Annotated in this window: 14 protein-coding genes; 5 read left to right on the top strand and 9 right to left on the bottom strand. The window is 62.4% G+C overall.

Annotated elements, in window-relative coordinates; all coding sequences use genetic code 11:
* Positions 1-264 precede the first annotated feature (264 nt).
* From rpoD to NN662_RS07250, 3 genes are all read right to left on the bottom strand, one after another.
* Complete coding sequence (gene rpoD / locus NN662_RS07260; RefSeq protein WP_261929626.1) at positions 265-2,322, bottom strand: RNA polymerase sigma factor RpoD; 2,058 nt, start codon at positions 2,320-2,322, stop codon at positions 265-267.
* A 498-nt stretch (positions 2,323-2,820) separates the two neighbouring features.
* A complete protein-coding gene (gene dnaG / locus NN662_RS07255) occupies positions 2,821-4,788 on the bottom strand; it encodes a DNA primase (RefSeq protein WP_261929625.1) in 1,968 nt (655 codons plus the stop codon).
* Positions 4,789-5,159: 371 nt separating this feature from the next.
* Positions 5,160-5,609, bottom strand: coding sequence for a GatB/YqeY domain-containing protein (locus NN662_RS07250; protein ID WP_261929624.1), 450 nt, complete (start codon positions 5,607-5,609; stop codon positions 5,160-5,162).
* Positions 5,610-6,014: 405 nt separating this feature from the next.
* On the opposite strand from NN662_RS07250, the gene carA reads away from it, so the two are divergent.
* Positions 6,015-7,220 (top strand): glutamine-hydrolyzing carbamoyl-phosphate synthase small subunit, encoded by a 1,206-nt coding sequence (gene carA / locus NN662_RS07245; protein WP_261929623.1) that lies wholly within the window; start codon positions 6,015-6,017, stop codon positions 7,218-7,220.
* Positions 7,221-7,366: 146 nt separating this feature from the next.
* On the top strand, positions 7,367-7,687 hold the full coding sequence (locus NN662_RS07240) for an antibiotic biosynthesis monooxygenase family protein (RefSeq protein ID WP_261929622.1): 321 nt from the start codon (positions 7,367-7,369) through the stop codon (positions 7,685-7,687).
* On the opposite strand, the gene NN662_RS07235 is transcribed toward NN662_RS07240, so the two are convergent.
* The 3 genes from NN662_RS07235 to NN662_RS07225 all read right to left on the bottom strand — a co-directional run bounded on the left by NN662_RS07235 (position 7,677) and on the right by NN662_RS07225 (position 10,649).
* Positions 7,677-9,095, bottom strand: a complete 1,419-nt coding sequence (locus tag NN662_RS07235) for an MATE family efflux transporter (protein WP_261929621.1) — start codon at positions 9,093-9,095, stop codon at positions 7,677-7,679. The two genes, NN662_RS07240 and NN662_RS07235, sit on opposite strands and share 11 nt — an antisense overlap.
* A gap of 198 nt (positions 9,096-9,293) precedes the next feature.
* Positions 9,294-9,695 carry a DUF1801 domain-containing protein gene (locus tag NN662_RS07230; RefSeq protein ID WP_261929620.1) on the bottom strand — a complete coding sequence of 134 codons (402 nt, stop codon included), beginning with the start codon at positions 9,693-9,695 and terminating at the stop codon, positions 9,294-9,296.
* A gap of 18 nt (positions 9,696-9,713) precedes the next feature.
* A complete protein-coding gene (locus NN662_RS07225; protein WP_261929619.1) occupies positions 9,714-10,649 on the bottom strand; it encodes a LysR substrate-binding domain-containing protein in 936 nt (311 codons plus the stop codon).
* 116 nt (positions 10,650-10,765) lie between these two features.
* Here NN662_RS07225 and NN662_RS07220 point away from each other — a divergent pair, with 116 nt between their 5' ends.
* Positions 10,766-11,761: an aldo/keto reductase gene (locus NN662_RS07220; RefSeq protein WP_261929618.1), complete on the top strand. Its 996-nt coding sequence runs from the start codon at positions 10,766-10,768 to the stop codon at positions 11,759-11,761.
* Between the two features lie 78 nt (positions 11,762-11,839).
* On the opposite strand, the gene NN662_RS07215 is transcribed toward NN662_RS07220, so the two are convergent.
* Positions 11,840-12,763 carry a neutral zinc metallopeptidase gene (locus NN662_RS07215; protein WP_261929617.1) on the bottom strand — a complete coding sequence of 308 codons (924 nt, stop codon included), beginning with the start codon at positions 12,761-12,763 and terminating at the stop codon, positions 11,840-11,842.
* Positions 12,764-13,033: 270 nt separating this feature from the next.
* Here NN662_RS07215 and NN662_RS07210 point away from each other — a divergent pair, with 270 nt between their 5' ends.
* Positions 13,034-13,324: a Dabb family protein gene (locus tag NN662_RS07210; RefSeq protein ID WP_261929616.1), complete on the top strand. Its 291-nt coding sequence runs from the start codon at positions 13,034-13,036 to the stop codon at positions 13,322-13,324.
* A gap of 24 nt (positions 13,325-13,348) precedes the next feature.
* Here the strand turns inward: NN662_RS07210 and NN662_RS07205 are convergent, their stop codons facing one another.
* The gene (locus NN662_RS07205; protein ID WP_261929615.1) at positions 13,349-13,864 is read right to left on the bottom strand and encodes a MarR family winged helix-turn-helix transcriptional regulator; all 516 of its coding nucleotides are present in this window, start codon (positions 13,862-13,864) and stop codon (positions 13,349-13,351) included.
* Between the two features lie 151 nt (positions 13,865-14,015).
* Between NN662_RS07205 and NN662_RS07200 the strand changes: the two genes are divergently transcribed.
* On the top strand, positions 14,016-15,548 hold the full coding sequence (locus tag NN662_RS07200; RefSeq protein WP_261929614.1) for an MDR family MFS transporter: 1,533 nt from the start codon (positions 14,016-14,018) through the stop codon (positions 15,546-15,548).
* A gap of 113 nt (positions 15,549-15,661) precedes the next feature.
* On the opposite strand, the gene NN662_RS07195 is transcribed toward NN662_RS07200, so the two are convergent.
* Positions 15,662-15,928: a hypothetical protein gene (locus NN662_RS07195; protein ID WP_261929613.1), complete on the bottom strand. Its 267-nt coding sequence runs from the start codon at positions 15,926-15,928 to the stop codon at positions 15,662-15,664.
* Positions 15,929-16,266 lie beyond the last annotated feature (338 nt).

Raw genomic sequence — 16,266 nt, 5'->3', positions numbered from 1 at the left:
TCCTGCAGCAGTTGAGGCTTCATCGCGGCTTTCTCGATTGAAAAGTTGCGCCGCTTTGTGCCTTCGGCGAAAGAGACAGCAGGACTGGCTCTTCGCTGGCATAACTCCGGGGATCAAGACTTGTTCCGTGCCCTGCTGAAAATTGGACGGCGGGAAGCACGCGAGACACCTTAGCGGCTTCAATCGCGTCAGACGTGTTTCAATAACAAAAAACCCGGCGTGCAGAACACGCCGGGTCTTTGATCGATATCCGATGCGGAGCGCTTAGCTGTCCAGGAACGAGCGCAGCTTGCGCGAGCGGCTCGGGTGCTTGAGCTTGCGCAGCGCCTTTGCCTCGATCTGACGGATGCGTTCGCGGGTAACCGAGAACTGCTGGCCCACTTCTTCGAGCGTATGGTCGGTGTTCATGCCGATGCCGAAGCGCATGCGCAGCACGCGTTCTTCGCGCGGGGTGAGCGATGCCAGAACGCGGGTCGTCGTCTCACGCAGGTTCGCCTGGATGGCGGCGTCGATCGGCAGCAGCGCATTCTTGTCCTCGATGAAATCGCCGAGATGCGAATCCTCTTCGTCACCAACCGGCGTTTCCAGCGAGATCGGCTCCTTGGCGATCTTCAGGACCTTGCGGACCTTTTCGAGCGGCATGGCGAGCTTCTCGGCCAGTTCTTCCGGCGTCGGCTCGCGGCCGATTTCGTGCAGCATCTGGCGCGAGGTGCGGACGATCTTGTTGATCGTTTCGATCATGTGCACCGGAATACGGATCGTGCGGGCCTGGTCGGCGATCGACCGGGTGATCGCCTGACGGATCCACCACGTCGCATAGGTCGAGAACTTGTAGCCGCGGCGGTATTCGAACTTGTCGACCGCCTTCATCAGGCCGATATTGCCTTCCTGAATGAGATCGAGGAACTGCAGGCCGCGGTTCGTGTACTTCTTGGCGATCGAGATGACGAGACGCAGGTTGGCCTCGACCATTTCCTTCTTGGCGATGCGGGCTTCGCGCTCGCCCTTCTGCACCATGTGCACGATGCGACGGAATTCCGTGACCGAAATACCCGTCTCGGTCGCCAGATTCTGGATCTCGCCGCGGATGTCGCGGATCGCCTGGTTTTCCTCGCGGGCGAAATCCTTCCAGCCCTTGGCGGCAAGGTTGGCGATCGACTTCATCCAGTTCGGATCGAGTTCGGCGCCCTGATACTGCTCGAGGAACGAGTCACGCTTGACGCCGTAGCTTTCGGCGAGACGCAGGAGACGGCCCTCGTTCTGCACGAGACGCTTGTTGATGTCGTAGAGCTGCTCGACCAGGAGGTCGATGCGGTTCTGGTTGAGCGACAGCGACTTGACCGCCGTGATCAGCTCGTCCTTCAGTTCCTTGTAGCGACGCTCCTGGGCGGACGACAGCGTGCCGGTGGCGGCCAGACGGGCCTCCACCTGCTGGTCCTGCAACTTGCGCAGCTTCTTGTAGGTGTCGGCGATATGGTCGAGCGTCATCATCACCTGCGGACGCAGTTCGGCTTCCATGGCCGCCAGCGACAGGTTGCTCTCGTCCTCGTCTTCCTCTTCCTCTTCCGGCTGGCCCATCTCGCCGCCGACATTGGTGATGTCGTCGTCACCGGAGGAAGAAGCCCGCGCCCGGCGCGTGTTTTCCTTCTCTTCGGCCGCCTTGCGGTCGGCTTCGATCTTTTCCGGGCTCTGGAACTGCGGCGCGGCCTTCGCCTCGGGACCGGAATAGGTCGTTTCGAGGTCGATGATTTCGCGCAGCAGCGTCGTGCCTTCGTTCAGCTCGTCACGCCAGATGATCAGGGCCTGGAAGGTCAGCGGGCTCTCGCAGAGACCGCCGATCATGGTTTCGCGGCCGGCCTCGATGCGCTTCGCAATGGCGATTTCGCCTTCGCGCGACAGCAGTTCGACGGATCCCATTTCGCGCAGATACATGCGCACCGGATCGTCGGTACGGTCAGTCGGTTCCTTCTTCTTGGCCGTCGTCAGCGCGCCGCTCGACGGCGCGGCCAGAGCGCCGCCTTCGTTCTCGTCGTCGTCGCTGTCGTCGGAATTCTGATTGGCGTTCTCGTCGACCTCGTCTTCGTCCTCGATGACGTTGATGCCCATGTCGGACAGCATCGCCATGGTGTCTTCGATCTGCTCGGACGTGACTTCCTCGGACGGCAGGACGGCATTGAGCTCGTCCATCGTCACATAGCCGCGCTTCTTGGCGGCCTTGATCATCTTCTTGACCGCGTCGGCGGAAAGATCGAGAAGCGGACCATCCTGCGAGCTATCGCGTTCCGATTCGGCTTCTTCGTTTTCTTTGACCTTGGTTGCCATATTGCCTTGTCGCTTTCGTTGACGCTTTCAATTGCCCAGACGGTAAACGTCGCCCGCGCCTGCCGGATCGATCACGATACGGAGGTCATGCGAACGAATCGCCTTTCGCCAGCTAATGGAACGACATTTAATGCCAGATTAACCACACTCTCGGACGTCTGCCCACCGGTCGACATTTGCGACCGCTTGTTGCCAGTCATGGTTACCTGATCCGCCCGATACCGTTCACCAAACCTTTAGAGATGGTGATTCCCACAATTTTTTCGTCCGTCAAGCTTCGAGCGCAAAAAAGCATCGAATTTACGGAAAAAACCTTTAACAACCGGGGTCCGGACCTTCACCATCCATCTGGACCCTAATGTAGGAGCGCCGGATGCAAAGACAAGTGCAGAGGCGATCACGCAATCTTGGCCCCCGAAACCTTGCGTCAATGCCCGCCATCCGGACCCGCTCTCGGCGATTGCATAAGGCCGCATATCCGGCACCGCCGTCGACGCTCTATTTCTTGCCCGCAACGCCCTTGACGCGACCGGACATGACCCCGAACCCCTCGATGATCGCCTCCTGGTTTTCCAGCCGCAAGCCTTCCTGATGGACCTCCTGAAGCGCCAGCATCAGCTGCATCATGCGGTTTTCGTCACCCGCCTCCGTCGCCTCGGCGATCTCGCGTTCCAGCTCCACCTTCTGCCGTGAAAGGGCCTTCGTCCGCTTGTGCAGAGCGATCGTCTGCAGGTAGCCGTCGCGGGCATCTTCTTCCGCCGCTTCCGCCGTCGCCGTCCACAGCCGGGCATTGCGCACCTGCTGCTCGAGGCTGGCGATCAGCGAGGCAAAGCCTTGCCGCTCGAGCTCCTCCATCAACAGTTCGCGCGAAAGCTTGGGCCCGAGCGCCGCCGCCGTACCAAGGAGTACCGGCCACAGGCGCTGCAGCTCGCGGTTCTCGTAGAGAATGGTCGACACCTCGTCATATTCCGACAGAAGCAGGCCCGGATGATTGGCAATCGTCAGCGCCAGAACGCTTTCGCGCAGTGCCGGTTGCGAATGATGGCCCTTGACCATGCCCGAGCCCGACAGGCTCTGGGAGGCGAGCGTGGACTTGACCGGCGGCATCCCCCTGCCCCCGCCGCGGCGCGGGCCGGCATTGCGGCGGTCGCCGCCGCCGGAAGAGGCAAATTGCGGACGGAAGAAGGCGTTCAGCCGGTCGCGCATGTCCTGCTGGTAGTGCCGGCGGACATTCTCGTCGGCAATGACCGCGGTGATCTGGCGAAGCCGCGCCTCCAGCTCGGCCCGCTTTTCTGGCGTGTCGTATTGCCCCGCCTGCACTTCGCGGTTCCACAGCATTTCCGACAATGGCAGCGATTGCGCGGCCATCCGGTCGAAAGCGGCGCGACCGTCGTCACGCACGAGATCATCAGGATCCTTGCCGTCCGGCAACAGGATGAAGCGCACGGAACGGCCGGGCTTGATGTGCGGCAGTGCCAAGTCGGCGGCACGGTTGGCTGCGCGATTGCCGGCGCCGTCGCCGTCGAAGCAGAGCATCGGCTCGGGCGTCATCCGCCACAGAAGTTCCAGCTGGTTCTCGGTAAGCGCCGTGCCGAGCGGCGCAACGGCGTTCTCGATGCCCGCCTGGTGGAGGGCGATCACGTCCATGTAGCCTTCGACGGCGATGACAGTGGATGCCCCCTCGGCCCCGCCGAGAGCTCGGCGGGCGCGAGCGAAGTTGAACAGAACATTGCCCTTGTGAAAGAGCTCGGTCTCGTTCGAGTTCAAGTATTTTGCCGGCGCATCCGGCGACATGGCGCGGCCGCCGAAGGCGATCACCCTTTCGCGTGACGACAGGATCGGAAACATGATCCGGTCGCGGAACCGGTCGTAGGAAACGGGAATGTCCGGGCCATGGACGACGAGGCCGCAGGCCTCGATCTGTTCCTTCGCCACGCCCTTGCCGGCGAGATGCTCCTTCAGCGCATTGCGGCTTTCCGGGGCAAAGCCGAGGCGGAAGGTCTCGATCGTCCGCCCTGAGAGCCCGCGTTCGCGCAGATAGGCCCGCGCCCGCGCGCCGGCGGCCGATTGCAGCTGGTCCTGGAAGAACTGCGTCGCCATTTCCATGACGTCTTCAAGCGTGGCGCGTTGGCGTTCGCGCCGCTCCGCCTGGATGTCGGGCTTCGGCATCGGCACGCCGGCCATGTCGGCGATCTGCTCGACCGCTTCGGGAAACGGAAGGCCGTCGAGCTCGGTCAGGAAGCGGAAATGATCGCCCGACACGCCACAGCCGAAGCAATGGTATCGCCCCTTCCTGTCCTCGCAGTGAAAGCTCGGAGACTTCTCGCCGTGGAATGGGCAGCAGGCCCAGTAGTCGCCGCGCGACGGGTTGGTCTTCTTGCGGTCCCACGTCACCCGACGTCCAATGACGCTCGAGATCGGCACCCGATCTCTGATCTCGTCAAGGAAGGAAGGGGAAAAGCGCATCGCGGCTCCGAAATTCGCAGACAGAGAATTTACATGAATACGGCAGTGCCATCATCCGATATTCGCCGGCAGTCAACAGCAATTTGGAGGCCGGCCGAACCCTCCTTATACCGTGGCGCTCCGGCTTACCAATTTGTAATCTGATTACCGATAATTAATTTGAATGGGCCGGGGTCGGGTCGTACTGTCTTCATCACCGGACAGGGTTTACCCCACCCCCACACGCAGACCCCAGTCCGGTCGTTGCCGATGCTGCTGCACATCCCCGCCAACCTGGCAGCGCTCGGAAAGACAAAAGGGCAGGAACGACCCCGTTCCTGCCCCTTGTTTTTTTCTGAAGGCCGGAGCCCTGAGCGTTTCGCGGCAGCCGCCTACTTCAACATATCCTTGACGACACCCGACGCCTTGCCGAAATCCATCTGGCCGGCATAGCGTTCCTTGAGCGCGCTGATGCACTTGCCCATGTCGCGCAGGCCCTGTGCGCCGGTTTCGGCCACGACGGAAGCGCAGACTTCGCGGATCCTGTCCTCGGAGAGCTGCTGCGGCATGAAGGACCGGATCACCTGGATTTCCGCCAGTTCCTGGTCGGCGAGCTCCTGGCGGCCGGCTTCCTGGTAGATCTTGGCGGATTCCTCGCGCTGCTTGATCATCTTGGCGAGGATCTGCAGGATCTCGTCGTCGGAGACGGGGTCCTTGCCGACGCCACGATTGGCGATATCCCGATCCTTGATCGCGGCCTGAACCAGCCGGATCGTGGAAATCCGCGGCGCATCCTTCGCCTTCAAGGCGTCCTTCAATTGATTCGATAGTTCTTCACGCATTGTTGGTTCACTCCTGGCAGAAACGGATGGCCCGGCGCCCGCGTGGAGCTGCCCGCCAAACATCGTTCGTTCCTGCTGTCATTTCGCCCTATTTCGCCGTCTCATAGACCAGAGGCCGAGCAACAATCAAATCAAAAGCACAAGCCCTTGAAACGATTGAAATTCATCAATCGCAAACTTGTCGCTTCCGTTGCGCTGGACACCGGTCCGATGATTTTTCCTTCAAAGAATGCCAAGTGCCGATTGACCGCCCGCCGGGCTTTCACTATTTACCGTCACCTGCACAGAATTCAAAAACGGCTTTGTCCCGCGGGAGTTCCCTCGGGGCCTTTTGCTGCAGCTATAAATGGCCCGGGCGGCTCGATCTTTCAAGATCGTCCGCCGGCGGGCCGGAAACGGATAGTGATGACCGCGACCCCAGCATGGACTCCCAAGAAGCCGACCGCCCTCCTCGTCCTGGCGGACGGAACGGTGATCGAAGGCACAGGCATCGGCGCGACCGGCAAGGTGCAGGCGGAAGTCTGCTTCAACACGGCGCTGACCGGTTACGAGGAAATCCTCACGGATCCCTCCTATCTCGGCCAGATCGTCACCTTCACCTTCCCGCACATCGGCAACATCGGCACCAATGACGAGGACATCGAGGACCTGACGCCGGCGGCCCGCCGCGGCGCGGTCGGCGTCATCTTCAAGGCCGACATCACCGAACCGTCCAACTATCGCGCCGCCAAGCATCTCGACGCCTGGCTGAAGGCCCGCGGCATCATCGGCATGTGCGGCATCGACACGCGCGCGCTGACCGCCTGGATCCGCGAACACGGCGCGCCGAACGCCGTCATCGCCAACGATCCCTCCGGCGTCTTCGACATCGAGACCCTGAAGGCCGAAGCCAAGGCCTGGAGCGGGCTGGAAGGCCTCGACCTCGCCAAGGAAGCCACCGCCGGCCAGTCGTCCGCCTGGACGCAAACGCCCTGGGTCTGGAATGAAGGCTACGGCGAACTGGATGCCGACAAGGCCGCCTATCACGTCGTCTGCATGGATTTCGGCGTCAAGCGCAACATCCTGCGCCTGTTCGCCGGCCTTGACTGCAAGGTCACCGTGCTGCCGGCAACCGCGACCGCCGAAGACGTACTTGCCCACAAGCCGGACGGCATCTTCCTGTCGAACGGCCCGGGCGACCCGGCCGCAACCGGCGAATATGCCGTCCCGGCGATCAAGGGACTGATCGACAGCGGCATCCCGATCTTCGGCATCTGCCTCGGCCACCAGATGCTCGGCCTCGCCGTCGGCGGCACGACGATGAAGATGCACCAGGGCCACCACGGCGCCAACCATCCGGTCAAGGACTATACCACCGGCAAGGTCGAGATCGTCTCGATGAACCACGGCTTCGCGGTGGATTCGAACTCCTTGCCGGAAGGCATTGAGGAGACTCACGTTTCGCTGTTCGACGGCACCAATTGCGGCCTGCGCATCACCGGCAAGCCGGTGTTCTCGGTCCAGCACCATCCGGAGGCCTCCCCCGGCCCGCAGGACAGCCACTACCTCTTCCGCCGCTTCGTCAATCTGATCCGCGAGCAGAAGGGCGAGCCGGCATTGGCCGAACGCTGAGCCTTTCAGGTATTCGCAAATATCGAAGCCCGGAGCGATCGGATCACTCCGGGCTTTTTCTTGCGCAGCCCGCTTGAGCTAAACCTTGCTTGAGGCCGTACACCTCTCGTTGCAGACATCGCCCTCATGAATCGAAAGGTGAGAAGATGAGCGGAAGCCTCTACAGGATCGACAAGTTTTCAGTTCCCGCCGCAGCCCGCGACGAATTCCTCGTCAATGTCAGGCGCATGGAGCGCATTCTGAACGGATTGGACGGCTGTCTCGGCCACAGGATACTCGAACAGGTGAGCGGCCCCGGCGAGTTCAACGTGGTGACGATTGCCGAATGGGAAAACGAGAATGCTCTGGCCAAAGCCCGGGACACGATGGCGGAAGTCCAGGCGGCGATGAACTTCGACCCGAAGGAACTGATAGCCCGGCTCGGCATTCGCGCCGACATTGCCAATTACGCCGAGGTCAGCGGCTGACGGCCGCCATCTCGTTCATCCACCGCTTCTCGCGCTTCACCAGCAGGTAGAAGCGCACGAGAAGCGCCGTCGCGGCCGTGCCGAGCCCGACCATGAAGCCGTACCAGATGCCCGCGCCGCCAAAGCCGAACTTGAAGGCAAGCACATAGGCAAGCAGCAGTCCGATAGGCCAGTAGGAAATAAGCGCCAGGATCATCGGGATGCGGGCATCCTTCATGCCGCGCAACAGTCCGGCGCCGACGGCCTGCATGCCGTCCATCAGCTGGAACACGGCCGCGATCATGATCAGCTTCGTCGCATAGTCGAGCACTGCCGACGCCTCCGGCAGCGACGTGTCGAGATAGAGGCTTCCAAGCAAGCGCGGCATCGTGGCAAACAGCGCCGCCCCCGTGCACTGCGTGACGACGGTCAGGCCGAGGATGGTCAGAGACGCCCTGACCAGCCCTTCGAAATCGCTTCGACCGTGCGCAACGCCGACTCGGACGGTCGCGGCCTGCGACAGCCCGAGCGGGATCATGAAGGCGATCGAGGCAAGCTGCAGCGCGATGCCGTGTGCGGCGAGTTCGATCGTGCCGATCCAGCCCATCAGCAGCGAGGCGGCGGTAAACAGGCTGACTTCGGCGAGAATGGTGATGGCGATCGGCATTCCGAGCCGCACGACCTCGATCAGGCCCGGCCAGTCCGGCCGCCAGAAGCGGACGAAAAGCTCATAGGCCCGCGTTTCCGCCCGCGTCTGCACGTAAAACACCAGAATGAGGAAGCCGAGCGTGTGGACCGAGGTCGCGACGATCGCCGCGCCCTGCAGTTCGAGGCGCGGCAGGCCGAAATGACCGAGCACGAGGGCATAGGCGAGCGCCGCATTCGAGACCAGCATGACCAGCGTCACATAGAGAATGATCCCCGCCCGCCCGATGGCGCTCACCAAAGAGCGCAGCACGTTGAAGGCGAGCGCCGGGAAAATGCCGATGCCGGCAATCTTCAGGAATTCGCCGGCAAGACGGGCGACCTCGGGCACCTGGCCCAAGGCCAGCAGGATCCTCTCGGCATTGAAGAACAGCACCAGCGACAGAAGCGAATAGGCAATCGACGCCCACAGCCCCATGCGCACCGACCGGCGGATGGCGACTGCGTCATTGCGTCCATAGGCCTGCGCGACCATCGGCACCACCGCATAGGAGAAGCCGGAACCGAAGATCAGCAGCGTGAAGAAGAACTGGCTGCCGAGCACGATCGCGGCAAGCTTCTCCGCACCGAGCTGGCCGACGATGATGACGTCGGTGGTGTTGATGCCGACCTGCGCGAGCTGGGCGCCGATCAGCGGCAGGCCCAGCAACAGCGTCGCCTTCAGATGCGCGGACCAGCGGTTATCATCCGCCGTCGCGACCGCCTGAGAACCGGCCATGGACATTGCTGCTCCTCCAAATGCGAAAACGCCGATCCCGGGAATGATCCGGAATGCGGCGCGCATCTGCCCTTAATATATCCCCGTCAGCCCGGCCAGCAAAAACGGCCAAAGGTCAAAACAATTGATCCGCAATTCAGCGGCCCTGATGGAACGCAATACAAAGCCTGAACGGATCGGCAACCTGCCCGCCGCCTGTCGCCCTCACCCCTTGGCGCCAGCCTTGCCGGCCTTGTTCTTCTTCAAATGGGCGCGATTGTAGGCGATCGCGGCAACCACCAGATCCTTCAGCGCATCGGCATCCAGAGCCGCCCCTTCCACAAGATCGATGGAGCGGCGCGTATTGCCCCTGTCGTCGCCGTTGAACAACCCCTTGGGATCGGCAAGATGGGCCCCATAGGCAAAGGTCAGCTTCACCTTCTTCTTGTGCGCATTGCCGACCGCGATCATGCCGTCGCAAGACCAGGTCGGGCTGCCCATCCACTTCCATTCCTCGACGATGTCGGGAGCGGCGGCGAGAATGGCCTTCCGCGCGGCAGACAGCATCGTGCCGCGCCAGTCGTCGAGTTCGGCGATCGCCTGGTCGATCTTCGCCTTGTCATCCATTTCTTCCTCCCATCTCGCTCAGCCGGCCTCGCCATTGTGGCGCAGCCTGCGTTCCCGGTCCCGATTGTCCGCCTTGATGAAATCGACGAAGGCGCGCAGCGGTCCCGGCATGAACGCCCGACTCGGATAATAGAGAAACGGTCCGGAAAACCAGAGGTCGTATTCGCTAAGAATGGGGATCAGCCGTCCATCGGCGATGGCCGGCGCCAGAAACTCCTCGAACGTGTGGACGATGCCGATGCCCGCGATCGCCGCGGCCAGCTCCATGTCGACATTGCCGGATATGATCCGGCCGGCCGGATGCAGGGCAATCTCGCGGCCGTCCTCCTGAAACTCCCATGGCACGATGCGGCCGGAATCGAACCGGTGCAGGATACAGTCATGACGCATCAGATCTGCCGGAACCGTCGGCACGCCGCGACGCGACAGATAGTCCGGCGACGCGGCCGTCATCGACCGTTGCCGCGGCGGACCGATCGGAATGGCAATCATGTCCTGATGCAGCGCTTCCTCGTAGCGGACACCGGCATCGAACCCCTCCGCCAGAACATCGACAAGCGCATCGTTGGTCGTCACCTCCATGGAAACCCGCGGATGTTCGACAAGAAAGCGGCAGGCAAGCGGCGGCAGGACTTCGCGTGCGACGATGCCGGGGACGTTCAACCGCAGGCGGCCGGCCGGCTCGTCGCCCTGCTCATGAACGGCTTCCAGTGCGGCCTCGATCCCCGCCAGCCCGGGCCGCAGCCGTTCCAGCAGCCTCTCGCCGGCATCCGTCAGCGTTACCGACCGGGTCGTGCGATTGAAAAGCCGTATCTCCAGCTGCGACTCCAGCCGGCGCACGGCTTCACTGAGCGCAGACGCCGATGCGGCCCGCAGCCGCGCCGCCTTGCGAAAGCTGCGCGCCGCCGCCACCGCGGCAAAGGCATCGAGATCGGCAAGCGGCAACTGGTTCATTGTGCAAAATTCCAAACAGGCTGTCTCGTATTGCCCGTATTATCGCACAGACGCAAAGGCGGTAAAAGCTCTTTCCAGCGGCGCAGGTGAAGCGCCCAACCAAGGAGTGACCATCAATGATTGCAAGAACCACGCTCGGCAAGACCGGCCCCAACGTCTCCCGCATCGGTCTCGGTTGCATGGGAATGTCCGCCCTTTACGGCCCCGCGGATCGCACCGAAGCGATCGCCACCATTCACGCCAGCCTCGAGGCCGGCATCAACCTGCTCGACACCGGCGATTTCTACGCCATGGGGCACAACGAACTGCTAATCGCCGAGGCCCTGAAGGGCCGCAAGCGGGAAGACGCCGTCATCAGCGTCAAGTTCGGCGCACAGCGCGACCCGGCGGGCAACTGGCTCGGCTACGACGCCCGGCCGCAGGCGGTCAAGACCGCTCTCGCCTACACGCTGCAGCGTCTCGGCACGGACTATATCGACATCTACCGCCCCGCCCGTCTCGACCCGAACGTCCCGATCGAGGAAACGGTCGGCGCCATTGCCGACATGGTCAAGGCCGGCTATGTCCGCCACATCGGCCTCTCGGAAGTCGGCGCCGCAACCATCCGCAAGGCGGCGAGCGTCCATCCGATTTCGGATCTGCAGATCGAGTATTCGCTGATCTCGCGCGGCATCGAGGATGCGATCCTGCCGACCTGCCGCGAACTCGGCATCGGCGTCACCGCCTACGGCGTGCTCTCGCGCGGCCTGATCTCCGGTCACTGGCAAAAGCAGCAGGCCTCCGGCAGTGACTTCCGCGCCCATTCGCCGCGATTCCAAGGCGAGAACGAGGAGAAGAACCTGGCGCTGGTCGAAAGGCTGCGCGCGGTCGCGGAGGCAAAGGGCCTGACGGTCGCCCAGACCGCCATAGCATGGGTTTCGGCACAGGGGGAAGACATCGTTCCGCTGGTCGGCGCACGTCGCCGGGACCGTCTCGCCGAGGCGCTCGGCAGCACCGATGTCACCTTGACGGCGGCGGATCTCGCCGAGATCGAGAGCGCCGTACCCAAGGGCGCGGCGGCCGGCAGCCGCTATGCGCCCGCACAGATGGCGTCGCTCGACAGCGAGCGCTGATCCGACTGTCCGCCTCATTATACAATCGGGGCCGGCTTCCATCCGGAAGCCGGCCCCGACCCTGTTCGCTTCGGCACTTCAGACCGGATTGGAAAACGTGTCGCAGGATTCGAGATTGCCGGTGTCGAAGCCGCGCTTGAACCATTTGACGCGCTGCGCCGAGGTTCCATGCGTGAAGCTGTCGGGAACGGCATAGCCCTGCGCGCTCTTCTGCAGCGCGTCGTCGCCGATCTGGTTGGCAGCCTTCAGCGCCTCTTCCAGGTCGCCCGGATCCATGTAGCCCTTGTCCTTTTCGGCCCGCCCGAAAATGCCGGCAAAGCAATCGGCCTGCAGTTCGACGCGGACGGAGAGCCTGTTGGCCTCGTCCTGGCCCATCTTCTGGCGCATGCGGTGATATTCCGGAAGGATGCCGAGCAGGTTCTGTACGTGATGGCCCACTTCGTGAGCGATCACATAGGCATCGGCGAAATCGCCGGCCGCGCCAAAGCGCTGCGACAGTTCGTCGAAGAAGTCCATGTCGAGATAGACCTTGCTGTCGGTCGGGCAGTAGAACGGCCCCATGGCCGAGGACGCCTGCCCGCAGGCGGACGGATAAGCCCCGGAAAACAGCACCAGCTTGGGCGCCACATAAGTCTGGCCGCTCTGGTCGAGGATCTTCGTCCAGGTGTCTTCCGTATCGGCAAGGACGGTCGCCACGAAGGCCTTTTTCTCGGCGCTGACGGTGCTGCCGGAGGGCGACGTGCTCTGCTCGTAGCCCGACCCGCCGACGGAGCCGCCACCCTGGTTCAGAAGCTGCAGCACGTCGATGCCCATCGCCTTCAGCACGAAGAAGATGATCACCAGCACCACGATAGAGCCGATGCCGCCGCGGCGGCCACTTCCGCCGGAAGACGGGAAACTGATCCCGCCCCGTCCGAAGGGGCTGCGTCCAAATCCGCCCTGGCGCGAACTGCCGCGGACATCCTCGACATTGTCGGACTGACGGCGTCCCTTCCATTCCATGCTGTGCTCTCCCGAATGTACCCTTGCAACGATTATAGGCTTCGCTTTTTACTTTGGTAGAGCCCAACAAGCTCCACCCCGGCTCTTATTGCTGCTGCGGCATGAAGGCCGGTACCGCGGCAAGAACGATGCGGATGGCGCAGTGGTTCCACTGCGCGCTTCGAGCAATGGAAAGCATGCGGCATTCGGTCCGCAATCGCCCCGAACCTTGACCGGCATCGGCTCACCTGCGAATGACGGCTTGAGTTCAAACGTGATGATCAGTTTCGCATGATACGCCACATCGTCTTCTTCACCGCCAGCAATCCGCAGGACCGCGAGGCCGTCTATGAAGGACTGGCGCTGCTCACCGGCATTCCGGACAAGCTGCATCTGGAAATCGGCCGCAATTTCCGCAACGACCCGATCAGCCCCGGCGGTCCGGATTTCATCGTCTATGGCGAATTCGAGGACGAGGAGCAGCTCGCCCGCTACAAGGCGCATCCCCTGTATCAGACGTCGATCGACATCGTCCGGCCGCTGCGCGACATGCGGATCGCGGCGGATTTCACATCGTCCTGATCCCGCCCGCTCTAGGGGATGAGGTCAGTCTTCGGACGCATTCCGGATGGTGACTTCGAACTCGTCCACGAACCGCGGAAACAGGCGGGCAAAATGGTCGACATCCTGTTTGGACCAGTTCGCCACCACGCTTTCGAGCACGCGGCGCTTGACCGCGTGCATGTCGCGCTTGAACGCCTCGCCTTCCGTCGTCAGCTCGACGACGCTGCGGCGGGCATCCGCCTGCGAAACCGTGCGCTGCAATATGCCGCGCTGAACCAGGTCGGCGATCAGCCGGCTGGCGCGCGAATGATCGACCCGCATCATCTCCGCCACGGCGCCGACGGTCGCTTCGCTTTCCGCCGTGCTGCGTTTGACGGCCTCGATCACGTCAAGATGCGAGAGATCGAGATCCGGCGCCGACTTGCTGATCATCAGCCGTCCCAGGATACGCCTGCCGATCATGAGCCGCATGCGCGACAGGGCGTCGGAAATGGCCTCCACGCCTGATGCGGCAGTGTCTTCCGCACGCGAGCGGACAAGATCGGCGGTTTCAGTCATTTCGGCTCCGTCAGTCAGGACAAATCAACAGTGTCGTTTCCGGTATAGCGCAATTACGTGCATTTGTCACTGATTTGTGTATTGACATTTATGTGCAAAAGTCACATAATTCAAGCCTGCCCTATCAAGAGAACGCGAAACGGTCCCTCCCATGGATGCCATAACGAACACCGCCGCCATCAGGCCGGCGCAGCACCAACCGCTCGTCAGCGATCCGCGCCAGCGCATCATCGTCTTTCTGATCCTGCTCACCGGCATGTTCATGGCGACGCTCGACAACCAGATCGTTTCCACCGCCCTGCCCACCATCGTCGGAGAGTTCGGCGAACTGGAACGCTTCGGCTGGGTCGGCTCGGCCTATCTGCTTGCCTCCAGCGCCGTCATGCCGATCTACGGCAAGCTCGGCGACCTGTTCGGTCGCAAATATGTGATGATGGCGGCGATCCTGATCTTTACCGTCGGCTCGCTCACCTGCGGCCTGGCCGTGTCGATGAACACGCTGATTGCCGCGCGCGTTCTGCAGGCGCTCGGCGGCGGCGGCATTATGGTGTCGATCTTCTCGATCAATGCCGACCTCTTCGAGCCGCGCGAACGCGCCCGCTACCAGAGCTATGCGAGCCTCGTTCTGATGATTTCCGGCGCCATCGGCCCGACGCTCGGCGGCACGATGAGCGATCTCTTCGGCTGGCGCTCGATCTTCCTCGTCAACCTGCCGATCGGCATTGCCGTCTTCATCGGACTTGCCATCCTGCTGCCCTACAAGAAGCCGGTCAGGAAGCCGAAGATCGACTATGCCGGCGCGGCCCTGCTGGCCGGCGCGATCGCCAGCGTCGTGCTCTGGGCCGACAGTTCCGAACTGTTCGGCGGCCTGCTCGCGCCGAAGAGCCTCGCGGTCATCGCCTTCGGCCTCGTCTGCCTTGCGGGCTGGATCATGGTCGAGCGGCGCGCGCCCGAACCGGTCGTGCCGCTGACGCTATTTTCCAACACCACGGTCAGCCTGCTGCTCTACATCTCGCTGATTTCCGGCGCGATCGGCATCGGCATGTCGAACTATTATGCGCTCTACCTGCAATCGGGCCTCGGCATGTCGCCGACGGTCGCCGGGCTGTTCTTCATTCCGCTGACAGGCGGCATCGCCATCGGCTCACTGTCTGCCGGCCGCATCATATCCCGCACCGGCGACTACAAGATCTTTTCGATCCTCTCGACGGCAACCGGTCTCGTCACCTTGACCGCCGTCGCCTTCTTCGGAGCCACCGTGCCGCTCTGGACGCTCGTTGCACTGCTTCTCGTCCAGGGGCTCGGCATCGGCTGCGGCCAGCAGGTGCCGGTTCTCGGGGTCCAGAATGCGGCGCGCCGCTCCGACACGGGTGCTGCAACCTCGACGGTGACGCTGACCCGCATGGGCGGCGCGTCGATCGGCATCTCCATCTATGGCGCCATCCTGTCGGCCGGCGTCGCCAGCCATGCTGTTCCGATCCCCGGCGTCGAAGACATCGAGAAGCTCACGCCTGCCGCCGCTTCCGCCCTGCCCGCAGCGGCGCAGCACACGATCGCGCAGATCTATCTGGCGGCCTGCGAGCCCCTCTTCCTCACGGCCGCCTTCATCAGCCTCACCGGCCTGATCGCAGCCCTCTGCCTGAAGAACATAAAGTTGCCGGTCAAGCACGAAGGCGGCGATTGAGGACCACGCCGACATCCCTCTGATGCGACGAAAAAAGCGGCGCCTGCAAACCTTGCAGGCGCCGCTTGTTCGTTGGGGTTAACCCCTGCAGGATGAACCTGGGTCCATGGACCTCAGTTCATGTCGTTCATGTCGAAGCTGTCGAGACGCTGACGGTCGACGATCGTGACCGTGCCGTTCGGCTCGACGCGATAGAGTTCCTTGTAGTGATTGCCGTCGCTGCGGAACTCGTGGGTGAAGAGGCTGCCGGCCGGAGCCTTGGTCAGGCGCACTTCATTGGGATTGGTATAGGTGATGCTGCCCTTGATCGGCTGGATGGCGAAAGCAGAAGAGGCACCGATAGCGGAAACGGCAAGCGTAAGAGCAATAATCTTTTTCATCATCTTTTCCTTTCTTCGCACTAGTGGAGAACTCGGCCACGAGGGGGCTGGCCGGTTCCGCGCCCGACAATCGGACGTCTGATAGAGGTACTCATAAGCCCCCGGAAAAGTTTCACGATCCGGCATATTTTTTTAAGACACTCCGACGCTCACCTTGATTATCCGGACGCTCACGTCCGTTTTTTTCTCGCCGCGCGAGCATCAGGACACGCGGCCAACCTGGCAGGTAGTGGTTTCTTCAAAGCCAGGCTGAAACTTCGATAGAATTAACGAAAATCAAATTTTAGCATGCAAGAAATTGCGCATGTAGGCCTCCATCCAAGGGAGTGCGATCCGCA

Origin of the sequence: Rhizobium sp. NRK18, from assembly GCF_024385575.1 — a bacterium.
Taxonomy (GTDB): domain Bacteria; phylum Pseudomonadota; class Alphaproteobacteria; order Rhizobiales; family Rhizobiaceae; genus JANFMV01.
This window is presented reverse-complemented; position numbering and strand designations above follow the sequence as displayed.

Coding starts and splice junctions, on each gene's coding strand:
- rpoD (WP_261929626.1), bottom strand. CDS start 2,322: ATGGCAACCAAGGTCAAAGAAAACGAAGAAGCCGAATCGGAACGCGAT.
- dnaG (WP_261929625.1), bottom strand. CDS start 4,788: ATGCGCTTTTCCCCTTCCTTCCTTGACGAGATCAGAGATCGGGTGCCG.
- NN662_RS07250 (WP_261929624.1), bottom strand. CDS start 5,609: ATGCGTGAAGAACTATCGAATCAATTGAAGGACGCCTTGAAGGCGAAG.
- carA (WP_261929623.1), top strand. CDS start 6,015: ATGACCGCGACCCCAGCATGGACTCCCAAGAAGCCGACCGCCCTCCTC.
- NN662_RS07240 (WP_261929622.1), top strand. CDS start 7,367: ATGAGCGGAAGCCTCTACAGGATCGACAAGTTTTCAGTTCCCGCCGCA.
- NN662_RS07235 (WP_261929621.1), bottom strand. CDS start 9,095: ATGTCCATGGCCGGTTCTCAGGCGGTCGCGACGGCGGATGATAACCGC.
- NN662_RS07230 (WP_261929620.1), bottom strand. CDS start 9,695: ATGGATGACAAGGCGAAGATCGACCAGGCGATCGCCGAACTCGACGAC.
- NN662_RS07225 (WP_261929619.1), bottom strand. CDS start 10,649: ATGAACCAGTTGCCGCTTGCCGATCTCGATGCCTTTGCCGCGGTGGCG.
- NN662_RS07220 (WP_261929618.1), top strand. CDS start 10,766: ATGATTGCAAGAACCACGCTCGGCAAGACCGGCCCCAACGTCTCCCGC.
- NN662_RS07215 (WP_261929617.1), bottom strand. CDS start 12,763: ATGGAATGGAAGGGACGCCGTCAGTCCGACAATGTCGAGGATGTCCGC.
- NN662_RS07210 (WP_261929616.1), top strand. CDS start 13,034: ATGATACGCCACATCGTCTTCTTCACCGCCAGCAATCCGCAGGACCGC.
- NN662_RS07205 (WP_261929615.1), bottom strand. CDS start 13,864: ATGACTGAAACCGCCGATCTTGTCCGCTCGCGTGCGGAAGACACTGCC.
- NN662_RS07200 (WP_261929614.1), top strand. CDS start 14,016: ATGGATGCCATAACGAACACCGCCGCCATCAGGCCGGCGCAGCACCAA.
- NN662_RS07195 (WP_261929613.1), bottom strand. CDS start 15,928: ATGAAAAAGATTATTGCTCTTACGCTTGCCGTTTCCGCTATCGGTGCC.